This window comes from Streptomyces sp. NRRL S-31 (genome assembly GCF_000718775.1).
GTDB lineage: Bacteria > Actinomycetota > Actinomycetes > Streptomycetales > Streptomycetaceae > Streptomyces.
Map to the genome: position 1 here is coordinate 16831 of NZ_JOCB01000003.1, position 18530 is coordinate 35360.

Annotated in this window: 15 protein-coding genes and 1 riboswitch; of the genes, 9 read left to right on the forward strand and 6 right to left on the reverse strand. The window is 72.3% G+C overall.

The window, feature by feature from the left end; translation table 11 throughout:
- The first annotated feature begins 131 nt into the window (after positions 1-131).
- From IF37_RS0101890 to IF37_RS0101900, 3 genes are read left to right on the forward strand one after another with little or no spacing between them, the layout of a single operon-like run.
- Positions 132-947 (forward strand): ABC transporter ATP-binding protein, encoded by an 816-nt coding sequence (locus IF37_RS0101890; RefSeq protein ID WP_030735038.1) that lies wholly within the window; start codon positions 132-134, stop codon positions 945-947.
- Positions 937-1803 carry an ABC transporter permease gene (locus IF37_RS0101895; RefSeq protein ID WP_030735041.1) on the forward strand — a complete coding sequence of 289 codons (867 nt, stop codon included), beginning with the start codon at positions 937-939 and terminating at the stop codon, positions 1801-1803. The genes IF37_RS0101890 and IF37_RS0101895 overlap by 11 nt, the downstream gene beginning before the upstream one ends.
- 59 nt (positions 1804-1862) lie before the next feature.
- A complete protein-coding gene (locus tag IF37_RS0101900; protein WP_030735044.1) occupies positions 1863-2915 on the forward strand; it encodes an ABC transporter substrate-binding protein in 1053 nt (350 codons plus the stop codon).
- A gap of 41 nt (positions 2916-2956) precedes the next feature.
- Here IF37_RS0101900 and IF37_RS0101905 read toward each other — a convergent pair whose 3' ends face one another.
- The 4 genes from IF37_RS0101905 to IF37_RS0101920 all read right to left on the reverse strand — a co-directional run bounded on the left by IF37_RS0101905 (position 2957) and on the right by IF37_RS0101920 (position 7737).
- Complete coding sequence (locus IF37_RS0101905) at positions 2957-3637, reverse strand: response regulator (protein WP_030735047.1); 681 nt, start codon at positions 3635-3637, stop codon at positions 2957-2959.
- Complete coding sequence (locus IF37_RS0101910) at positions 3637-5331, reverse strand: sensor histidine kinase (protein ID WP_173456693.1); 1695 nt, start codon at positions 5329-5331, stop codon at positions 3637-3639. The genes IF37_RS0101905 and IF37_RS0101910 overlap by 1 nt, the downstream gene beginning before the upstream one ends.
- A gap of 154 nt (positions 5332-5485) precedes the next feature.
- The gene (locus IF37_RS0101915) at positions 5486-6427 is read right to left on the reverse strand and encodes a sucrase ferredoxin (protein WP_030735052.1); all 942 of its coding nucleotides are present in this window, start codon (positions 6425-6427) and stop codon (positions 5486-5488) included.
- 53 nt (positions 6428-6480) lie between these two features.
- Positions 6481-7737 carry a citrate synthase gene (locus tag IF37_RS0101920; RefSeq protein WP_030735055.1) on the reverse strand — a complete coding sequence of 419 codons (1257 nt, stop codon included), beginning with the start codon at positions 7735-7737 and terminating at the stop codon, positions 6481-6483.
- Positions 7738-7860: 123 nt separating this feature from the next.
- Here IF37_RS0101920 and IF37_RS0101925 point away from each other — a divergent pair, with 123 nt between their 5' ends.
- Both IF37_RS0101925 and IF37_RS0101930 read left to right on the forward strand, forming a co-directional pair.
- A complete protein-coding gene (locus IF37_RS0101925) occupies positions 7861-9054 on the forward strand; it encodes a citrate synthase/methylcitrate synthase (RefSeq protein WP_052844919.1) in 1194 nt (397 codons plus the stop codon).
- A 76-nt stretch (positions 9055-9130) separates the two neighbouring features.
- Positions 9131-10264 (forward strand): GTP-binding protein, encoded by a 1134-nt coding sequence (locus IF37_RS0101930; RefSeq protein WP_052844920.1) that lies wholly within the window; start codon positions 9131-9133, stop codon positions 10262-10264.
- Here IF37_RS0101930 and IF37_RS0101935 read toward each other — a convergent pair.
- Entirely contained in the window at positions 10261-12717 is a 2457-nt protein-coding gene (locus tag IF37_RS0101935; RefSeq protein ID WP_030735064.1) for a DNA topoisomerase (ATP-hydrolyzing) subunit A, read from the reverse strand. The genes IF37_RS0101930 and IF37_RS0101935 overlap by 4 nt on opposite strands.
- A gap of 319 nt (positions 12718-13036) precedes the next feature.
- Between IF37_RS0101935 and IF37_RS0101940 the strand changes: the two genes are divergently transcribed.
- From IF37_RS0101940 to IF37_RS0101955, 4 genes are all read left to right on the forward strand, one after another.
- Positions 13037-14440 carry a pitrilysin family protein gene (locus IF37_RS0101940; protein WP_030735067.1) on the forward strand — a complete coding sequence of 468 codons (1404 nt, stop codon included), beginning with the start codon at positions 13037-13039 and terminating at the stop codon, positions 14438-14440.
- Positions 14437-15825: a pitrilysin family protein gene (locus IF37_RS0101945; RefSeq protein WP_030735070.1), complete on the forward strand. Its 1389-nt coding sequence runs from the start codon at positions 14437-14439 to the stop codon at positions 15823-15825. The genes IF37_RS0101940 and IF37_RS0101945 overlap by 4 nt, the downstream gene beginning before the upstream one ends.
- Positions 15826-16036: 211 nt before the next feature.
- A riboswitch (cyclic di-AMP (ydaO/yuaA leader) is annotated at positions 16037-16199 on the forward strand.
- A gap of 12 nt (positions 16200-16211) precedes the next feature.
- Positions 16212-16967 (forward strand): M23 family metallopeptidase, encoded by a 756-nt coding sequence (locus IF37_RS0101950; RefSeq protein WP_030735073.1) that lies wholly within the window; start codon positions 16212-16214, stop codon positions 16965-16967.
- Between the two features lie 275 nt (positions 16968-17242).
- Entirely contained in the window at positions 17243-17959 is a 717-nt protein-coding gene (locus tag IF37_RS0101955; RefSeq protein ID WP_030735076.1) for a GntR family transcriptional regulator, read from the forward strand.
- 199 nt (positions 17960-18158) lie between these two features.
- Here IF37_RS0101955 and IF37_RS0101960 read toward each other — a convergent pair whose 3' ends face one another.
- A complete protein-coding gene (locus IF37_RS0101960; RefSeq protein ID WP_030735079.1) occupies positions 18159-18440 on the reverse strand; it encodes an HPr family phosphocarrier protein in 282 nt (93 codons plus the stop codon).
- Positions 18441-18530: the final 90 nt, after the last annotated feature.

The window sequence follows — 18530 nt, forward strand, 5'->3', positions numbered from 1 at the left end:
CGTGGAGCCCGTCTTTCGGCTCCGCAGTTGTAGCGCGAGCAAAACGAGCACAACAGGTTCTTGCGAGCAAAAGAACGGCTTGAGCTCACAAGACTCCTGCCGTGACCGGGCCGCGCCTACCGTCCCGGCCCATGAGCGCATACACCGGCCCCGCCATCGAGCTGCGGGGCGCCGGCAAGATCTTCAAAACCCCGTCAGGGGGGCTGCACACGGCCGTGCACGGCCTGGACCTCACCGTCGGGCGCGGCGAGTTCGTGGCCGTCGTAGGTCCGACCGGCTGCGGCAAGTCCACCACCCTGACGCTGGTCAGCGGCCTGGAGGAGCCCACCGAGGGTGAGGTGCTGGTGGCCGGGGAGGCGGTCGACGGCGTCGGCGACAAGGTCGGCTTCGTCTTCCAGCAGGACGCCACCTTCCCCTGGCGGACGGTCCTGTCCAACGTCATGGCGGGTCCGCGCTTCCGGGGCGTACCCAAGGCGGAGGCCAGGGAGAAGGCCCGCGAGTGGCTGGCCCGCGTCGGACTCGCCGCCTTCGAGGACCGCTATCCGCACCAGCTCTCCGGCGGTCAGCGCAAGCGGGTCGCCCTGGCGGCCACGTTCGTCAACGACCCCGAGATCCTGCTGATGGACGAGCCGTTCTCGGCGCTGGACGTGCAGACCCGGGCGTTGATGTCGGACGAGCTGCTGGAACTGTGGGAGGGCACCGGTGCCTCCGTCGTCTTCGTCACCCACGACCTGGAGGAGTCCATCGCGCTGGCCGACAAGGTCGTCGTGATGACCGCCGGACCCGCGACCGTGAAGCAGGTCTTCGACATCGACCTGCCGCGCCCCCGCAAGGTCGAGTCGGTGCGGCTGGAACCGCGGTTCATCGAGATCTACCGCGAGATCTGGGAGTCCCTCGGCGAAGAGGTCCGCATCACCCGTGAGAGGGGTGCCGCCCATGTCGCCTGAGGTTCTCAAGCCCCCGGTCGTCGACACCGCCGCCGCGACGCCCGGTCGGGCCCAGACCCGCGCCCGGGCGGCACGCCGGCACAAGCTCCTCGTCAACGCGGCACGCGTGGTGGTCCTGGTGGCCGTCCTCGGGCTGTGGGAGGCGCTGTCCCGCGCCGAGGTCATCGACCCGTTCAACTTCTCGATGCCCTCGAAGATCTGGGACCAGATCCACACCTGGGTGACCCATGGGACGGCCCTCGGCTCCCTGGGCGAGCAGATCTGGTACACGCTGTACGAGGCACTGCTCGGCTGGGTCATCGGTGTGGTCGGCGGTGTCCTGCTCGGCATCGCGCTGGGGCGGATCAGATTGCTCGCCGAGATCTTTGGTCCGTACATCAAGGTGCTCAACTCGATCCCCAGGATCGTCCTGGCGCCCATCTTCCTGATCTGGTTCGGCCTCGGGCCGTCCTCCAAAGTCGCCTCCGCCGTGGTGCTCGTCTTCTTCCCGGTGTTCTTCAACGCCTTCCAGGGCGCCCGCGAGGTGGACCGCAACCTCGTGGCGAACGCCCGAGTCCTGGGCGCGAGCGACCGCAGGGTGACCCTCCAGGTGGTCGTGCCGTCGGCCACCTCCTGGATCTTCACCAGCCTCCACGTCAGCTTCGGCTTCGCGCTCATCGGCGCCATCGTCGGCGAGTACATCGGCGCGACCAAGGGCATCGGCCTGCTCGTCGCGCAGTCGCAGAACACCTTCAACGCGGCCGGCGTGTACGCCGCGATGGTCATCCTCGCCGTCGTCGCCCTCGTCGCCGAGGGCCTGCTGACCTTCGCCGAGCGCCGCATCTTCCGCTGGAAACCGACCGGTTCCGACAGCTGAGCCGACCTGCCCGCTTCCCTCCCGCACCCGCACCGCCCCCTCACAAGGACGTGAACCGCATGCGCAAGCCCACCGGACCCGTGGCCCTGGCCGTCGCCGGACTCCTCGCCCTCTCCTCGCTCACCGCCTGCGCCAACGACGCGGCCGGCCCCACGGCCGACACCGGCGGCGGAGGCGGCAAGGGCGAGACCGTCAAGATCATGGTCGGCGGACTGGACAAGGTCATCTACCTGCCCGCCATGCTCACCCAGCGCCTCGGCCACTTCCGGGCCGAGGGCCTGAACGTCCAGCTCCTCAGCGAGCCCGCCGGGGTCCAGGCCGAGACCGCGCTCGTCTCCGGCCAGGTGCAGGGAGCGGTCGGGTTCTACGACCACACCCTCGATCTCCAGGTGAAGGGCAAGTCGGTGGAGTCCGTGGTGCAGTTCTCGCACGCGCCCGGCGAGGTCGAGGTCGTCTCGGACAAGGCGGCCGGTGAGCTCACCTCGCCCGAGGACTTCAAGGGCCGCAAGCTGGGTGTGACCGGGCTCGGCTCCTCGACCGACTTCCTCACCAAGTACCTGGCGGTGAAGAACGGCGTGCCGATCAGCGAGTTCACACCGGTCGCGGTGGGCGCCGGGCCGACGTTCATCGCGGCGCTCCAGAAGGGCGCGATCGACGGCGGTATGACCACCGATCCGACCGTCGCGACGATCCTGGCCAAGAAGGCCGGGAAGATCCTCGTCGACATGCGCACCCCCGAGGGCTCGCAGAAGGCGCTGGGCGGGCCGTACCCGTCGTCCAGTCTGTACATGCAGACGGACTGGGTGAACGGACACAAGGACACCGTCCAGAAGTTGGTCAACGCATTCGTCAAGACGCTCAAGTGGATGTCCACGCACAGCGCCGACGAGATCGCCGCCAAGATGCCCGCCGACTACTCCCAGGGTGACAAGGCCCTGTACACACAGGCCGTCAAGAGCACCCTGCCGATGTTCACCGACGACGGCGTGATGCCCCAGGGCGGCCCCGAGACCGTGGAGAAGGTGCTCAAGGCGTTCAACCCCAACATCAAGAACGCCGACGTCGACCTGGACAAGACGTACACGACGGAGTTCGTCAAGGCGGCCGGGTGACCGCCGCGTAGGCGGCGGACCGGCCACCGCATGAGGTCCGCTCAGGCGCGGGTCGCCCACACGTAACGGTGTTCCGGGCGGCCCGCGTCGCCGTACTTGAGGGTGAGCCGGGCCCGGCCGGTGCGTTCCAGGAGCTTCAGGTACCGCTGCGCGGTCTGCCGGCTCACCCCCGTCCGCTCGGCTATCTCCTGGGCGGACAGCGGGTGTTCGGTGCTCAGCAGCGCCTGGCGCACCAGCTCGGCCGTCGTGGGGGAGTGGCCCTTGGGCAGACCGGGCTCCGACGGGGCGGACAGGGCACCGAAGATGCGGTCCACCTCAGCCTGCTCCGCCTCGCCGCCACCGTCCAGAGTGCGCCGCAGTTCGGCGTAGGCCTCCAGCTTGGCGCGCAGACCGGCGAAGGCGAACGGTTTCACCAGGTACTGCAACGCCCCCTGCCGCATGGCCGCCTGGACGGTCGACACGTCCCGGGCCGCCGTCACCATGATCACGTCGGTCTGGTGGCCGCGCCGGCGCATCTCCCGCACGACCGCCAGCCCGGTGTCGTCGGGCAGGTAGTGATCCATCAGGACGAGGTCCAGCGCCGGAAGGTCCTCCACCCGGCGCAGCGCCTCGGCCGCGTTGTGCGCCTCGCCGGCCACGTGGAAGCCGGGCACCTTCGCCACGTAGGCGGCGTTGACCCGGGCCACCCGGGTGTCGTCGTCCACCACCAGCACCTCGATCATCACGCTTCCTCCTCGGCGGCGGCCGGGACGTGCGCCGTCCGCGGGACCGGCACGACCGGGCCGGTGGGCTCCGGCTCCGGTTCCGGCTCGGTCAGCGCCTCGGGCAGCACCACGGTGAACTCCGCGCCACCGCCGGCGGCCGTGCCCACGGCCGCGCTGCCGCCCTGCCGCTCGGCGAGCCGCCGTACCAGCGACAGCCCGATGCCCCGCTTGCCGTGCGCGGGCGGCTTCTTGGTGGACCAGCCCTCCGTGAAGACCACCTCCCGCTGCTCCGCCGGGATCCCGGGGCCCGTGTCACGCACCCTGAGGACGACCGTACGGCCCTCCGCGCGCAACTCGACCTCCACGCGCGCGTGCGGTGTGCCCGCCACCGCGTCGAGGGCGTTGTCCACGAGGTTGCCCACGACCGTGACCAGACCCCGCGGATCGATCAGCCGGTCCGGCAACCGGGTGTGCTCCGACACCCACAGGGCGACCCCGCGTTCGGCCGCCACGGTCGCCTTGCCGACCAGGAGCGCGGCCAGCAGCGGGTCCTGGATCTTCTCCGTCACCTGTTCGGCGGTGGCCCGGTGGTCCCCGACCACCTCGCCGACGAACTCCACCGCGTCGTCGTACATCTCCAGCTCCAGCAGCCCCAGCAGGGTGTGCATGCGGTTGGCGTGCTCGTGGTCCTGGGCGCGCAGCGCGTCGATCAGCCCGCGCGTGGAGTCCAGTTCGCGCCCCAGCTGCTCCAGTTCGGTGCGGTCGCGCAGGGTGGCCACGGCGCCGCCGTCGTCGGTGGGCATGCGGTTGGCGACCAGGACGCGCTGGCCGCGCACGGTGAGCAGGTCGGTGCCGGTCACCCGGCCGGCCAGCACGTCCGTCGTACGGCCCGCGCCGAGCGCCTCGTCCGGCAGCCGTCCGACGGCCTCGTCGCCGATGCCCAGCAGCCGCCGCGCCTCGTCGTTGAGCAGGCGGACCCGGCCGCTCCCGTCCAGCGCGACCACGCCCTCCCGGATGCCGTGCAGCATAGCCTCGCGCTCCGCGAGCAGCGCGGAGATGTCGGAGAAGGCCAGGTCCCGGGTCTGCCGCTGGACACGGCGCGAGATCAGCCAGGCGGCCAGCGCGCCCACCGCGAGCGCGCCCCCGGCGTACGCGAACAGCCCCGGGATGGCGCTGATCAGCCGGGCCCGCACACTGTCGTAGGCGATGCCGACGGAGACCGCGCCGACGATGTGGTGGTCCGCGTCGTACAGCGGCACCTTGCCGCGCGCCGAGCGCCCCAGGGTGCCCTTGTCGATCTCCATGACCTCCTGGCCGGCCAGGGCGTCACGGGGGTCGGTGGAGACCTGCCGGCCGATCTCCGAGGCCGTGGGGTGCGACCAGCGCACCCAGTTCCGGTCCAGCACCACGATGTACTCGGCGTGGGTGGCCCGCCGGATCCGCTCGGCCTCCCGTTGCACGGGCCCGTTCCTGCTCGGCGGGGCGGCGCGGACGCCCTCGGCGATCTGCGGGTCCTGCGCTGTGGTCTCGGCGATGGCCAGCGCGCGGCGCATCGCCTCCTGGTCGAGCTGCTCGCTCAGCGGCGCCAGGAAGAGCCCGGTCGCGAGCACCGCCACCCCCGCGGCGATGGCCACCTGCATCAGCAGCAGCTGCGAGAACATCCGCCGGGGCAGCCCTAGGCGCAGTCGGCGTGCGGGGGGAGTGGGGCTCATACCGACGACGGTACGTGGGACAGCCGGGAGCGCCCCAGCGAGTGTGGGGTGGATCTCTTGATCAAGTCATGCCGACAGGGTGGACACGGTCCGCACCGGCGGAAACGGCGCCTCCGCCGGTCCGGACCGGGAAACGGCGACTCCGCCTCCGCTCCTAGCTCGCCAGCGCCGTCGGCCTCAGTTCCCGGACCTCGACCACGTCCATCCGCGCGGGCGTGCCGAGCACCGCGGTGCCACAGCTGTCCGGTCGCGGTGGCAGGGACGCCCCCTGCGCGACGGTGACCCGCCACCGGCGGCCGTCGGTGTGGGCGACGGTGACCTCCCAGCGGGCGGCAGCGCCGTCGGTCCGCACGACGCTGAGCACACCCGCCCGGTACTCGCCCGCGGCCGACCGCACGGCCAGCTCCGCCGCCTGGCCGGGCCGCTCCCACGCGGAGCACCCCCGGCACCCCTCGACGACCACGCGCCCCTCCCGCGCGCCGTGCAGCGCCTCCTTGACGGTGTGCGCCCCGGCACGGCCGTAGGCGTAGCCGTACGGCAGGACGAGCACCGTGGGAGCGAACCGATGTCCACCCAGATGGGTGACCTCCCAGACGCCCCGCACGCCCGACGCGACCAGCTCGGCGGCGAGGGGACGGCCCAGCAGGGCGCAGCAGCGGTCGCGCTTGCCGTTGGTGCACACGAGCGCCAGTGGCTCTCCCTGGTGGGGCCGCCCGCCGAGCACCGCGCCGAGTGAACGGTGGTCGCCCGCCCCGAGGCCGGCGAAGTCCAGGTCCAGCAGGCGCCGCGGCTCGCGTGTGGTGGCACTGTGCAGCCATCCACGCCCGGGAACGGTGTGCGCGGCGTACACCTGCCGCGTCGCGGATGTGCCGGGGTCGGCGTGGCGTCCGGGGCGGCGGATGAGCGCGACGCGGACGCCGGTTCCGTCGGCGGCGGCCTCCAGGGCCCGGCCCAGCTCGGGGTCCAGGTGGCTGGAGGTCAGGGCCTTCGCGCCCCACGGGCCGGGCTGTTCCAGCAGCAGCCACGTCGTCGCCGTGGCAGCCGTGCCGGAAACCGGCTCGTCAAGGCTCTGGGAGACGGTCGCACACCTACTCACAGAGGTGAGCCTAACCTGACTCGCCCGGGGGCGACTTCCGGCCCGGGCATGTCCTACTCCGGGAGGGGCCGCGGCGGCCGGGGACCGACGTAGTGGCCGGTGGGCCGCATGCGCAGCGGCCGTTCGCCGTACTCCTCCAGGGCGTGGGCGATCCAGCCCGCGGTCCGTGCGACGGCGAAGATCGTCTCGCCGGCCGTGGCGGGCATGCCGCTGGACGCGGTGAAGACTGCCAGGGCCAGGTCCACGTTGGCGTGCAGCGGGGCGTGCCGGGCGGTCGTGGCGACGACGTCCCGGGCCGCGAGCAGCGCGGACTCCGCGCGCGGGACCCGCTCCAGCAGCTCGAACAGCACCCGCGCGCGGGGGTCCTCGCCCGTGTACAGCCGGTGGCCGAGACCGGGGACGCGGCGGCCCGCACGCAGCTCCTCGGCGATCACCGGGACCGCCGTGCCCTGGTCGAGGACGTCCAGGAGCATCCGGTGGGCCAGGCCGCTGGCCGCGCCGTGCAGCGGGCCCTCCAGCACGCCGAGCCCGGCCGAGACGGCCGCGTAGGCGTGCGCCCGGGCAGAGGCGGCGACCCGGACCGCGAGCGTGGAGGCGGCCAGGTCGTGGTCGGCCAGCAGGGCGAGTGCGGTGTCCAGGACGCGCAGGGAGGCATCGTCGGCCGGGCGGCCGGAGAGCCGGCCCCACAGGCGGTGGGCCAGCGGACCGTCGTCCTCGCGGTCGTACAGGACCGGCGGCAGGGCGGCGACCAGGGTGGGGATGAGGGTGCGCGCCGTGTTCAGCACGGCCTCCTCGGACAGGTCGAAGCGCAGCGGGTCCTCCGCCGCCGCGGCGATCGCCGCCACCCGCAGCCGGTCGACGGGCGAGGCGTGTTCGGACAGGGCGTCCACCGCGCGGCGGGCGACCTCGACGGTGTCCCGGGGTGCGGTGAACCGCACCCCCGCGGCCGGCCGGCCGGTCCACAGCCACTCGGCGACCTCCTCGTAGGAGTGGCGGGCGGCCAGTTCCACCGAGTCCACGCCCCGGTAGAAGTACCGGTCCCGCTCGATCAGCGTGATCCGGGTGCGGACGGACAGGTCACCGCCGGAGCCCGGGCCGCCGGCGGCCTCGCGCCGGTTGCGGCGGGCGAGGGCCTCCACCTCCCCGGCCTCGAAGGTGCTGGCCCGGCCGCCGGGCTCGCGTCTGCTGCTGAGCAGACCGCGGCTCACGTACGCGTAGACCGTCTCGGGCTTCACACCGAGCAGTTCGGCGGTCTCCCGGGTGGTCAGCCGGCGCCCGGGGCGGTGGGGGGCGGTGTCGTGATCGCGCATGGAGGTCACCGTAGTCGTCCCTGCACATATTGATGACTACACATTGATTCAATCAACATTGACAGCAATATCGTCAAGCATGGACAGTCGGATCAAGTTCGGGAACACGTCCGAGGAGGCACCGTGACCGCCACCAGCCCCAGCCCCAGCGCCACCGCCCCCAGCACCGCCACCCCACTCATCGACGCCCCGCGCGGCCTCGCCGGCGTAGTCGTCGCCGAGACCGAGGTCGGTGACGTCCGGGGCCGGGAGGGCTTCTACCACTACCGCCAGTACCCGGCCGTCGCCCTCGCCCGCACCCGGAGCTTCGAGGACGTCTGGCACCTCCTCGTCCACGGCACGCTGCCCGACGCACGCCGCGGCGCCGCCTTCGCCGCCGAGACCGCGGCCCTGCGCCGCCTGCCCGGGGAGGTGCGCGCCGCGCTGCCCGCCATCGCCGGGGCCGGCCGGCTCGCCGGACCCCTCGCGGGGCTGCGCACGGCCCTGTCCCTGCTGGGGGCGGCGCGGGGCTTCCGGCCGGTCTACGACATCGACGCCGACCGGCGGCGCGCCGACACCGTGGCGGCCTGCGCGGCCGTACCCACCCTGCTCACCGCGCTCCACCGGCTCGGCCGGGGACTGGATCCGGTGGAGCCGCGCGAAGACCTGCCGTACGCGGCCAACTACCTGTACATGCTGACCGGTTCGGAACCGGACCCGCGCCGCGCCCGTGCGGTCGAGCAATACCTGATCTCCACCATTGACCACGGATTCAATGCGTCAACCTTCACCGCGCGCGTCATCGCGTCCACGGGCGCCGACGTCGCCGCCTGTCTGACCGGCGCCGTCGGCGCGCTCTCCGGGCCGCTGCACGGCGGCGCGCCCAGCCGGGCCCTGGACACACTGGACGCGATCGGCACCCCCGACCGGACCGACGCCTGGATCCGCGAGCGGGTCCTCGCCGGCGACCGGATCATGGGCTTCGGGCACGCCGTCTACCGCACGGAGGACCCCCGCTCACGGATGCTGCGCGAGATCGCCCTCGGCTTCGGGGGTCCGCGGGTGCGCCTCGCGGTGGAGGTCGAGCGCAGGGTGGAGGCGATCCTCGCCGAGCTGAAGCCCGGCCGGGAACTCCACACCAACGTCGAGTTCTACGCCGGCGTGGTCATGGAACTCTGCGGCCTGCCCCGGGAGATGTTCACCCCCACCTTCGCGACGGCGCGGGCGGTGGGGTGGAGCGCCAACATCCTGGAACAGGCCGCGGATCCGAAGATCATCCGCCCGGTGGCGCGCTACGTGGGACCCCGGCCCACCGCCGAGGTGCCCGCCGCCGGCTGACACACCCGCCCCGGCAGCCCTCTTATCCTGGTCCGCAGCCCGTCCACAGGAGAGAGGTCATCCCTTGGGGAACACCATGGCGCGGACCAGCCCGGCGCCGCACAGCGTGCCGCACGGCCGGGACGGCGGCCGAGGTCCGCGGCAGATACCGGTCGTCGTGCTCGCCGGTTTCCTCGGCTCCGGCAAGACCACGCTCCTCAACCATCTGCTGCACCGCAGCGGAGGCAGCCGCATCGGCGCCATCGTCAACGACTTCGGCGCGATCGAGATCGACGCGATGGCCGTCGCGGGCGCCCTCGGCGACTCGACCGTCTCGCTCGGCAACGGCTGTCTGTGCTGCGCCGTCGACGCGAGCGAACTCGACGGCTACCTGGACCGGCTCGCCGCGCCGGCCACCGGCATCGACGTGATCGTCATCGAGGCCAGCGGACTCGCCGAGCCCTGGGAACTGGTGCGCATGGTCCTCGCCAGCGAGCATCCGGGCATCGTCTACGGCGGGCTGGTCGAGGTGGTCGACGCCGCCGAGTTCGACGCCACGCGCGCGAAGCACCCCGAGATCGACCGGCACCTCGCCCTGGCCGACCTGGTGGTCGTCAACAAGCTCGACCGCGCCGACGACGCCGACCGGGTCCTGGAGCAGGTCCGCTCGCTCACCGGCCGCGCGGCCGTCGTCCCCGCCACCTACGGCCGCGTCGACCCCGAGTTCCTCTTCGACTGCCGGCCCGGCGAGGAGCGCGTCGGACAGCTGTCCTTCGACGACCTCCACGCGCACGGGGCGGAGGACGGCCACGCCGCACACCTGCACACCGGCTACGACAGCCTGTCCTTCACCGCCGACGTCCCCCTGGAGCCCCGTCGGCTCATGCGGTTCCTGGACAGCCGGCCCGAGGGGCTGTACCGGATCAAGGGGCATGTCGACTTCGGGCCGTACGACCCGGGCAACCGCTACACCGTGCACGCCGTCGGCCGGTTCCTGCGCTTCTACCCGGAGCCCTGGGCACCCGGCACGCCCCGCCTCACCCAGCTCGTGCTGATCGGTTCCGGCATCGACGCGCAAGCCCTCCGCACGGAGCTGGAGGCGGGCCAGGACGACACCCCACACGCCGATGAACACGGCATGTGGGGCGTCCTGCGCTACGTCCAGGGACCGGAGGAAGCGGAAGCCGACGTGGACGACGCGCAGGACCCGCCCTTCGACGACGGGCCCTAGGAGACCGGCCCCGCCACCACCGCCACGGTCTTCGGCAGCGACACGCCCGAGCCGTCCCGGCGCGGGTCAGGCTCCGGCAGCTCGGCCGGGGTGCCGTTCCGCTGCGCCGCGCGCGCGGGCGCCGGGCCCGCCCAGGCCAGCGACAGGCAGTCCTCGCCCTTCAGGAACCGCTGGCAGCGCACACCGCCCGTGGCCCGGCCCTTGCGCGGGTACTGGTCGAACGGGGTCAGCTTGGCCGTCGTCTGCACCGAGTCGTCCAGCGTGCCGCGCGAGCCCGCCATCGTGAACACCACCGCGTCGACGGCCGGGTCGACCGCCGTGAACGAGATCACCTTGGCGCCCTCGGCCAGCTTGACGCCCGCCATGCCGCCCGCCGGACGGCCCTGCGGGCGCACGATGGATGCCTGGAAGCGCAGCAACTGCGCGTCGTCCGTGATGAACACCAGGTCCTCCTCGCCGGTGCGCAGCTCCGTCGCGCCGACGATCCGGTCGCCCTCCTTGAGTGTGATGACCTCCAACTCCTCCTTGTTGGAGGGATAGTCGGGCACCACGCGCTTGACGACACCCTGCTCGGTGCCGAGCGCCAGCCCCGGGGACGACTCGTCCAGCGTGGTCAGGCAGACCACGGTCTCGTCGTCCTCCAGCGAGACGAACTCCGCCAGCGGGGCGCCCCCGGAGAGGTTCGGCGCGGTCGGCTCGGGCAACTGCGGCAGGTCGACCACGTTGACCCGCAGCAGCCGGCCCGCGGAGGTCACCGCGCCGATCACCCCGCGCGCGGTCGTCGGCACCGCCGAGACGATCAGGTCGTGCTTGACGCGCTTGGCGCCCGCCGCCCGCGGGAACGGCTCGTCCGTCGCCGTACGGGCCAGCAGCCCCGTCGAGGAGAGCAGCACCCGGCACGGGTCGTCGGCCACCTGGAGCGGGACGGTGGCCGCCGGGGTGCCCGAGGACTCCAGCAGGACCGTACGCCGGTCGGTGCCGAACTTCTTCGCCACGGCGGCCAGTTCGTTCGAGACCAGCTTGCGCAGCTCAGCGTCGGACTCCAGGATGCGGGTCAGCTCCTCGATCTCCCGGGTGAGCTTGTCCTGCTCCGCCTCCAGCTCGATCCGGTCGTACTTGGTGAGCCGGCGCAGCGGCGTGTCGAGGATGTACTGGGTCTGCGTCTCGCTCAGCGAGAAGCGCCCCATCAGGCGCTCCTTGGCCTGCGCGGAGTTGTCGCTGGACCGGATCAGCCGGATGACCTCGTCGATGTCGACCAGCGCGGTCAGCAGGCCCTCGACCAGGTGCAGCCGGTCGCGCCGCTTGCCGCGGCGGAACTCGCTGCGGCGCCGGACCACGTCGAAGCGGTGGTCCAGGTAGACCTCCAGCAGCTCCTTCAGACCCAGCGTGAGCGGCTGGCCGTCGACCAGGGCGACGTTGTTGATGCCGAAGGACTCCTCCATCGGGGTCAGCTTGTACAGCTGCTCCAGGATCGCCTCCGGCACGAAGCCGTTCTTGATCTCGATGACCAGGCGCAGTCCGTGCTCGCGGTCGGTGAGGTCCTTGACGTCGGCGATGCCTTGGACCTTCTTCGCGTTGACCAGGTCCTTGATCTTCGCGATGACCTTCTCCGGGCCGACCGTGAACGGCAGTTCCGTGACCACCAGGCCCTTGCGGCGGGCCGTGACGCTCTCGATCGTGACCGTCGCGCGCATCTTGAAGGTGCCACGGCCGGACGCGTACGCGTCCCGGATGCCGCTCAGGCCGACGATCCGGCCGCCGGTGGGCAGGTCGGGGCCCGGGACGTGCTTCATCAGCGTGTCCAGGTCGGCGTTCGGGAACCGGATCAGGTGGCGGGCGGCGGAGATGACCTCGCGCAGGTTGTGCGGCGGCATGTTCGTCGCCATGCCGACGGCGATCCCCGAGGAGCCGTTGACCAGCAGGTTCGGGAAGGCGGCCGGCAGCGCCACCGGCTCCTGCTCCTGGCCGTCGTAGTTCGGCGCGAAGTCGACCGTGTCCTCGTCGATCGACTCGGTCATCAGGCTCGTCGCCTCGGCCTGCCGGCACTCCGTGTACCGCATGGCGGCCGGCGGGTCGTCGTTGCCCAGCGAGCCGAAGTTGCCGTGGCCGTCGACGAGCGGCACGCGCATGGAGAAGGGCTGCGCCATGCGCACCAGCGCGTCGTAGATCGACGTGTCGCCGTGCGGGTGCAGCTTGCCCATGACCTCGCCGACGACACGCGCGCACTTCACGTAGCCGCGTTCGGGGCGCAGGCCCATCTCGTTCATCTGGTACACGATCCGGCGGTGCACCGGCTTGAGGCCGTCACGGGCGTCCGGCAGGGCGCGCGAGTAGATGACCGAGTACGCGTACTCGAGGTAGGAGCCACGCATCTCGTCCACGACGTCGATGTCGAGGATCCTCTCCTCGAACGAATCGTCGGGCGGCGGGGTCTTCGTGCTGCGGCGGGCCATCGCTGCCGGCTCCTCCTGGTCTGGTCGCTCACCGAGTGGGCGCGCACCCTCCGGCTCGCTCTTGCTGAAGAGATTGACGGATCTGTCGCGGACCATTGTGGACCGCGGTACTGACAACCCGTGCCAGGACCCGGTCCCAGCGGCCCCCTCCCGCACCGGGAGGGAATCCGGGGGCGGGTCCGACGCAGGCTACGCGATCCGCTGTGGGCGTACGTCCCGCGGGAACTTCGCCGAGGCCCCGCACGCTTTGCATACAGTGGCAGGAACGGCAGGAAAAGCGCGGTTTCCAACAACCGCCTCCGCTCGCGAAGGGACGTACATGCCCATGGGTCACACGACCACAGCCGAGGCAGGCTCCGGGGGCCTGACAGCGACCGAGCACCGCCTGGCCAACGGTCTGCGCGTGGTGCTCTCCGAGGACCACCTGACCCCGGTGGCGGCGGTCTGCCTCTGGTACGACGTCGGTTCCCGCCACGAGGTCAAGGGGCGTACCGGCCTGGCTCACCTCTTCGAGCACCTGATGTTCCAGGGCTCCGCGCAGGTCAAGGGCAACGGCCACTTCGAGCTGGTGCAGGGCGCCGGCGGCTCGCTGAACGGCACCACCAGCTTCGAGCGCACCAACTACTTCGAGACCATGCCCACCCACCAGCTGGAGCTCGCCCTCTGGCTGGAGGCCGACCGGATGGGCTCGCTGCTGGCCGCCCTGGACGACGAGTCCATGGAGAACCAGCGGGACGTCGTCAAGAACGAGCGCCGCCAGCGTTACGACAACGTTCCCTACGGCACCGCCTTCGAGAAGCTGACCGCCCTCTCCTACCCGGAGGGCCACCCGTACCACCACACGCCGATCGGCTCGATGGCGGACCTGGACGCGGCCACCCTGGAGGACGCCCGCCAGTTCTTCCGCACCTACTACGCGCCGAACAACGCGGTGCTCTCCGTGGTCGGCGACATCGACCCCGAGCAGACCCTCGCCTGGATCGAGAAGTACTTCGGCTCCATCGCGTCCCACGACGGCAAGCCCGCGCCGCGCGACGGCTCCCTGCCGGACGTCATCGGCGAGCAGAAGCGCGAGGTCCTGGTCGAGGAGGTCCCGGCGCGCGCCCTGATGGCCGCCTACCGGCTGCCGCACGACGGCACGCGCGCGTGCGACGCGGCCGACCTGGCCCTGACCGTCCTCGGCGGCGGCGAGTCCTCCCGGCTCTACAACCGCCTGGTGCGCCGCGACCGCACGGCCGTCGCCGCCGGCTTCGGCCTGCTGCGCCTGGCCGGCGCGCCCTCCATGGGCTGGCTGGACGTGAAGACCTCCGGTGACGTCGAGGTGCCGGTCATCGAGGCCGCCATCGACGAGGAGCTGGCCCGGTTCGCCGAGGAGGGCCCCACGCCCGAGGAGATGGAGCGCGCCCAGGCCCAGCTGGAGCGCGAGTGGCTGGACCGGCTCGGCACGGTCGCCGGCCGCGCCGACGAACTGTGCCGGTACGCCGTCCTGTTCGGCGACCCGCAGCTCGCCCTGACCGCCGTCAAGCGCGTCCTGGAGATCACCCCGGAGGAGGTCCGGGAGGTCGCCGAGGCCCGCCTGCGGCCCGACAACCGCGCGGTCCTCGTCTACGAGCCGAAGTCCCCGGAGGCCGCCCCGGACGCCGACGTCCCCGACGACCCGGAGCAGGAAGCGACCGTAGAGGCGGGTCGCGACGAGACCGAGAACGAGGAGACGGCCAAGTGACCGAGCTCGCCACCATGGAGTTCCACCCCCAGCCGCAGCCCGGTGCCGCCAGGCCGTGGGCCTTCCCGGCCCCCGAGCGCGGCACGCTGGACAACGGTCTGACCGTGCTCCGCTGCCACCGCCCCGGCCAGCAGGTCGTCGCCGTCGAGGTGCTGCTGGACGCGCCCCTGGACGCCGAGCCGGCCGGTCTGGACGGCGTCGCCACGATCATGGCGCGGGCGTTCTCCGAGGGCACCGACCGGCACTCCGCCGAGGACTACGCCGCCGAGCTGGAGCGCGCGGGCGCCACCCTCGACGCGCACGCCGACCACCCCGGCGTCCGGATCAGCCTGGAGGTCCCGGCCTCCCGCCTGGCCAAGGGGCTCGGCCTGCTCGCCGACGCGCTGCGCGCCCCCGCCTTCGCCGAGAGCGAGGTCGAGCGGCTGGTCCGCAACCGCCTGGACGAGATCCCGCACGAGCTGGCCAACCCCTCCCGCCGGGCCGCCAAGCAGCTGTCCGAGGAACTGTTCCCGGCGGCCTCGCGCATGTCGCGCCCGCGCCAGGGCACCGAGGAGACGGTCGAGAAGATCGACGCGGCGGCCGTACGCGCCTTCTACGACCGTCACGTGCGGCCCGCCACGGCCACCGTGGTCGTCGTCGGCGACCTGACCGGCACCGACCTGGACGCGCTGCTCGGCGAGACCCTGGGCGCCTGGACCGGCACGCCGGGCGAGCCCCGGCCGGTGCCGCCGGTGACCGCCGACGACACCGGGCGCGTGGTCATCGTCGACCGGCCCGGCGCCGTGCAGACGCAGCTGCTCATCGGCCGGATCGGCCCCGACCGGCACGACCGCGTGTGGCCCGCGCAGGTCCTCGGCACGTACTGCCTCGGCGGCACCCTCACCTCCCGTCTGGACCGCGTCCTGCGCGAGGAGAAGGGCTACACCTACGGCGTGCGCTCCTTCGGGCAGGTCCTGCGGTCCGCGCCGGACGGCACGGGCGCGGCCATGCTCGCCATCAGCGGCTCCGTGGACACGCCGAACACCGGCCCGGCGCTGGACGACCTGTGGAAGGTGCTGCGCACCGTCGCGGCGGAGGGCCTGACCGACGCCGAGCGGGACGTCGCCGTGCAGAACCTCGTCGGTGTGGCGCCGCTGAAGTACGAGACCGCGGCGGCCGTCGCGAGCACGCTGGCCGACCAGGTCGAGCAGTACCTGCCCGACGACTTCCAGGCCACGCTGTACCGGCAGCTGTCCGCCACGGGCACGGTGGAGGCCACCGCGGCCGTCGTGAACGCCTTTCCGGTGGACCGCCTGGTGACCGTCCTCGTCGGCGACGCGTCCCAGATCAAGGCACCGGTCGAGGCGCTCGGCATCGGCGAGGTGACCGTGGTGTCGGCCGAGTAGGCGGCACCCGCGCGCGGAGCCCTGGCGACCGACGGGTCGTCAGGGCTCCCGTCCGTCCGCTCGTCCCGCCAGATGCCCGTTTTGGGGCGGAGGTTGCCTGTCTGGCCTGTGGGATGCGCTACAAAAAGCCAGATTCGTTTGATGATCGAAAGCGGGCCGCCGTAGCGTCGTCCGGGCTGTTCGTCAGGCAGTGCGCCGCGCCCGCGGCACCGGACAGTCATCGCCGAGTCCCCGTACGGCGCGAGCCAGGGGAGCCGGGGACCCACGCAGTCCCTGGGGTGAATCGGGCGCCCGCGCAGCCGCGAGGGGGCCCGTAGGAGACCTTCCTGCTCCGAACCCGTCAGCTAACCCGGTAGGCGAGAGGGAAGGAAAGGACCAGCCACTTCATGGCGTTCATGTGCGCCACCGGGAAGCACCGCAAGCCCGGCCGGGTCAAGCGGACCACCGCTCAGGCGGCCGGCGTCGCGGCCCTCACCACCACCGGTGTCATCGGTGGTCTCACCGCCTCCCCGGCGCTCGCCGCCGACAACTCCGCGGACCAGACCGGCCTCACCCCGGTCCTCGCCGCGACGGAGGACGTCGCCGCGCAGATCGACGCACAGGCCACCGCCCAGCAGCAGGCCGCCGATCGCAAGGCGGCCGAGGAGGCCGCGGCGAAGGCGGCCGCCAAGCGGGCCGAGGAGGTGCGCGAGGCCCGGGCCCGCGCCGCGCGCGAGGCCGAGCGCAAGCGGCTGAACGCCTTCGTCGCCCCCATCGCGCACTCCTACGTCTCGACGGCCTACCGGGCCAGCAGCTCCCTGTGGTCCTCGGGCTCGCACACCGGCATCGACTTCCACGCGGCCAGCGGCACGGCCGTGCACGCGGTGGGCTCCGGCACGGTCGTCTCCACGGGCTGGGGCGGCGCCTACGGCAACGAGGTGGTGATCCGGATGGCCGACGGCATGTACACCCAGTACGGCCATCTGTCCTCCATCGGCGTCACCGTGGGCCAGCGGGTCGTCCCGGGCCAGCAGATCGGCCTGTCCGGCGCCACGGGCAACGTCACCGGCCCGCACCTGCACTTCGAGGCGCGTACCAGCCCCGACTACGGCTCCGACGTCGATCCCGTCGCCTACCTCCGCAACCACGGCGTGCACATCTGACACGCGCGCCTGGCGCGCACCGCGCGGACGCCCCCGGCGCGCATCGCGCGTCATCGGGCACATCGCGCGGGCGTCACCGCCCGCACCGCCCGGACATCCGAGGCCCCGGCTCACCGAGCCGGGGCTTTCGCCGTTTCCGCTGCGTCCGCCGGATCCGCTGTCCAAGAAATATCCAAGAATTATGGCCCGCCGTCGGAAATGCAGGTCCGCTGGAATAGAGTCTCGGAAACACATGTGCATCGTCAATGTTTCACGGGGATCAAGGCGGAGGTCGTATGCGTATTCCGGCGCACTCGGTGTGCACCGCGGTCCGGGACGACATCGTGGCCGGCGTCCACGAGCGCGGCAGCCGCCTCACCGAGGAAGTCCTCGCCCGCCGCTACGGCGTCTCCCGCGTCCCCGTGCGCGAGGCGCTGCGCACGCTGGAGGCCGAGGGCTTCGTGGTGACGCGCCGGCACGCGGGCGCGTGCGTGGCCGAACCGACCGAGCAGGAGGCCGCCGACGTGCTCCAGATGCGGATGCTGCTGGAGCCGCTGGGTGCCGCGCGGGCCGCCCAGCGACGCTCGGAGGCCCATCTGAAGGTGCTGCGCGGCCTGGTCAGGCTGGGTCAGGAGCGGGCGCGGAAGGGCACCAGCGAGGATTTGCGCTCGCTGGGCGGCTGGTTCCACGACACGCTCGCCCAGGCGTCCGGCAGCCCCTCGCTGACCTCGGTGCTGACCCAGTTGCGGCACAAGATCGCCTGGATGTACGCGGTGGAGGCGCCGCTGAACCCGGTGGAGTCCTGGACGGAGCACGGCGCCGTCGTGGACGCGGTGGCACGCGGCGACGGCGAACGCGCGCGGGTGCTCACGGCCCTGCACGCCGAGCGCGCGGCGGAGGCCAGCAGACTGCGTTTCGCCGTGACCACGGGGCCGGTGGCCGGAGAGCCGGTGGCCGGGCAGCGTGTGAGGACTTCGCAACACGCCGTGAACACGCCGGGTCCGGGGATTTAACGAGGACGCCGTATACAAAGAGAAGTTATTCGGCTGCGCATGTTTTCCGCCACCCTTTTCTGCCACCCTTTTCCGTCACCGGGAAATGCGGGCCGGAGTACTGCCGGGACGCGGTGCGCGCCAGCGATGAATTCCGGCCGGAAAAACGCGGAAGCCGCGCCGTCCGGTGGTGCGGACGGCGCGGCTTCCCGGTACCCGCTCAGACGGTCTCGGGCAGTTCGTCCAGACCCTCGGAGACCAGCTTGGCCAGACGGTCGAGGGCGGCGTCCGCGCCCTCGGCGGCGGAGGCGAGGACGATCTCCTCGCCACCCTGGGCACCCAGGCCCAGGACGGCCAGCATGGAGGCCGCGTTGACGGGGTCGCCCCCGGCCTTGGCGATCGTCACCGGGACGCCTGTGGCCGTGGCGGCTCGGACGAAGATGGAAGCGGGGCGGGCGTGGAGGCCCTCGGCCCAGCCGACGTTGACGCGGCGCTCAGCCATGTGTTGCTGCCCTTCGGTGTTCATGTTGTCTAGACCAGTTTCCCATATCGTGAAGCGTGCCCGGAGGGGACCAGGGTCCCGCCTGGGCGC

What these genes read in the sequence shown, in the direction of transcription:
- IF37_RS0101890 (WP_030735038.1), top strand. Translation starts at nt 132, where the DNA reads ATGAGCGCATACACCGGCCCCGCCATCGAGCTGCGGGGCGCCGGCAAG.
- IF37_RS0101895 (WP_030735041.1), top strand. Translation starts at nt 937, where the DNA reads ATGTCGCCTGAGGTTCTCAAGCCCCCGGTCGTCGACACCGCCGCCGCG.
- IF37_RS0101900 (WP_030735044.1), top strand. Translation starts at nt 1,863, where the DNA reads ATGCGCAAGCCCACCGGACCCGTGGCCCTGGCCGTCGCCGGACTCCTC.
- IF37_RS0101905 (WP_030735047.1), bottom strand. Translation starts at nt 3,637, where the DNA reads ATGATCGAGGTGCTGGTGGTGGACGACGACACCCGGGTGGCCCGGGTC.
- IF37_RS0101910 (WP_173456693.1), bottom strand. Translation starts at nt 5,331, where the DNA reads ATGAGCCCCACTCCCCCCGCACGCCGACTGCGCCTAGGGCTGCCCCGG.
- IF37_RS0101920 (WP_030735055.1), bottom strand. Translation starts at nt 7,737, where the DNA reads ATGCGCGATCACGACACCGCCCCCCACCGCCCCGGGCGCCGGCTGACC.
- IF37_RS0101930 (WP_052844920.1), top strand. Translation starts at nt 9,131, where the DNA reads ATGGCGCGGACCAGCCCGGCGCCGCACAGCGTGCCGCACGGCCGGGAC.
- IF37_RS0101935 (WP_030735064.1), bottom strand. Translation starts at nt 12,717, where the DNA reads ATGGCCCGCCGCAGCACGAAGACCCCGCCGCCCGACGATTCGTTCGAG.
- IF37_RS0101940 (WP_030735067.1), top strand. Translation starts at nt 13,037, where the DNA reads ATGCCCATGGGTCACACGACCACAGCCGAGGCAGGCTCCGGGGGCCTG.
- IF37_RS0101950 (WP_030735073.1), top strand. Translation starts at nt 16,212, where the DNA reads ATGGCGTTCATGTGCGCCACCGGGAAGCACCGCAAGCCCGGCCGGGTC.
- IF37_RS0101955 (WP_030735076.1), top strand. Translation starts at nt 17,243, where the DNA reads ATGCGTATTCCGGCGCACTCGGTGTGCACCGCGGTCCGGGACGACATC.
- IF37_RS0101960 (WP_030735079.1), bottom strand. Translation starts at nt 18,440, where the DNA reads ATGGCTGAGCGCCGCGTCAACGTCGGCTGGGCCGAGGGCCTCCACGCC.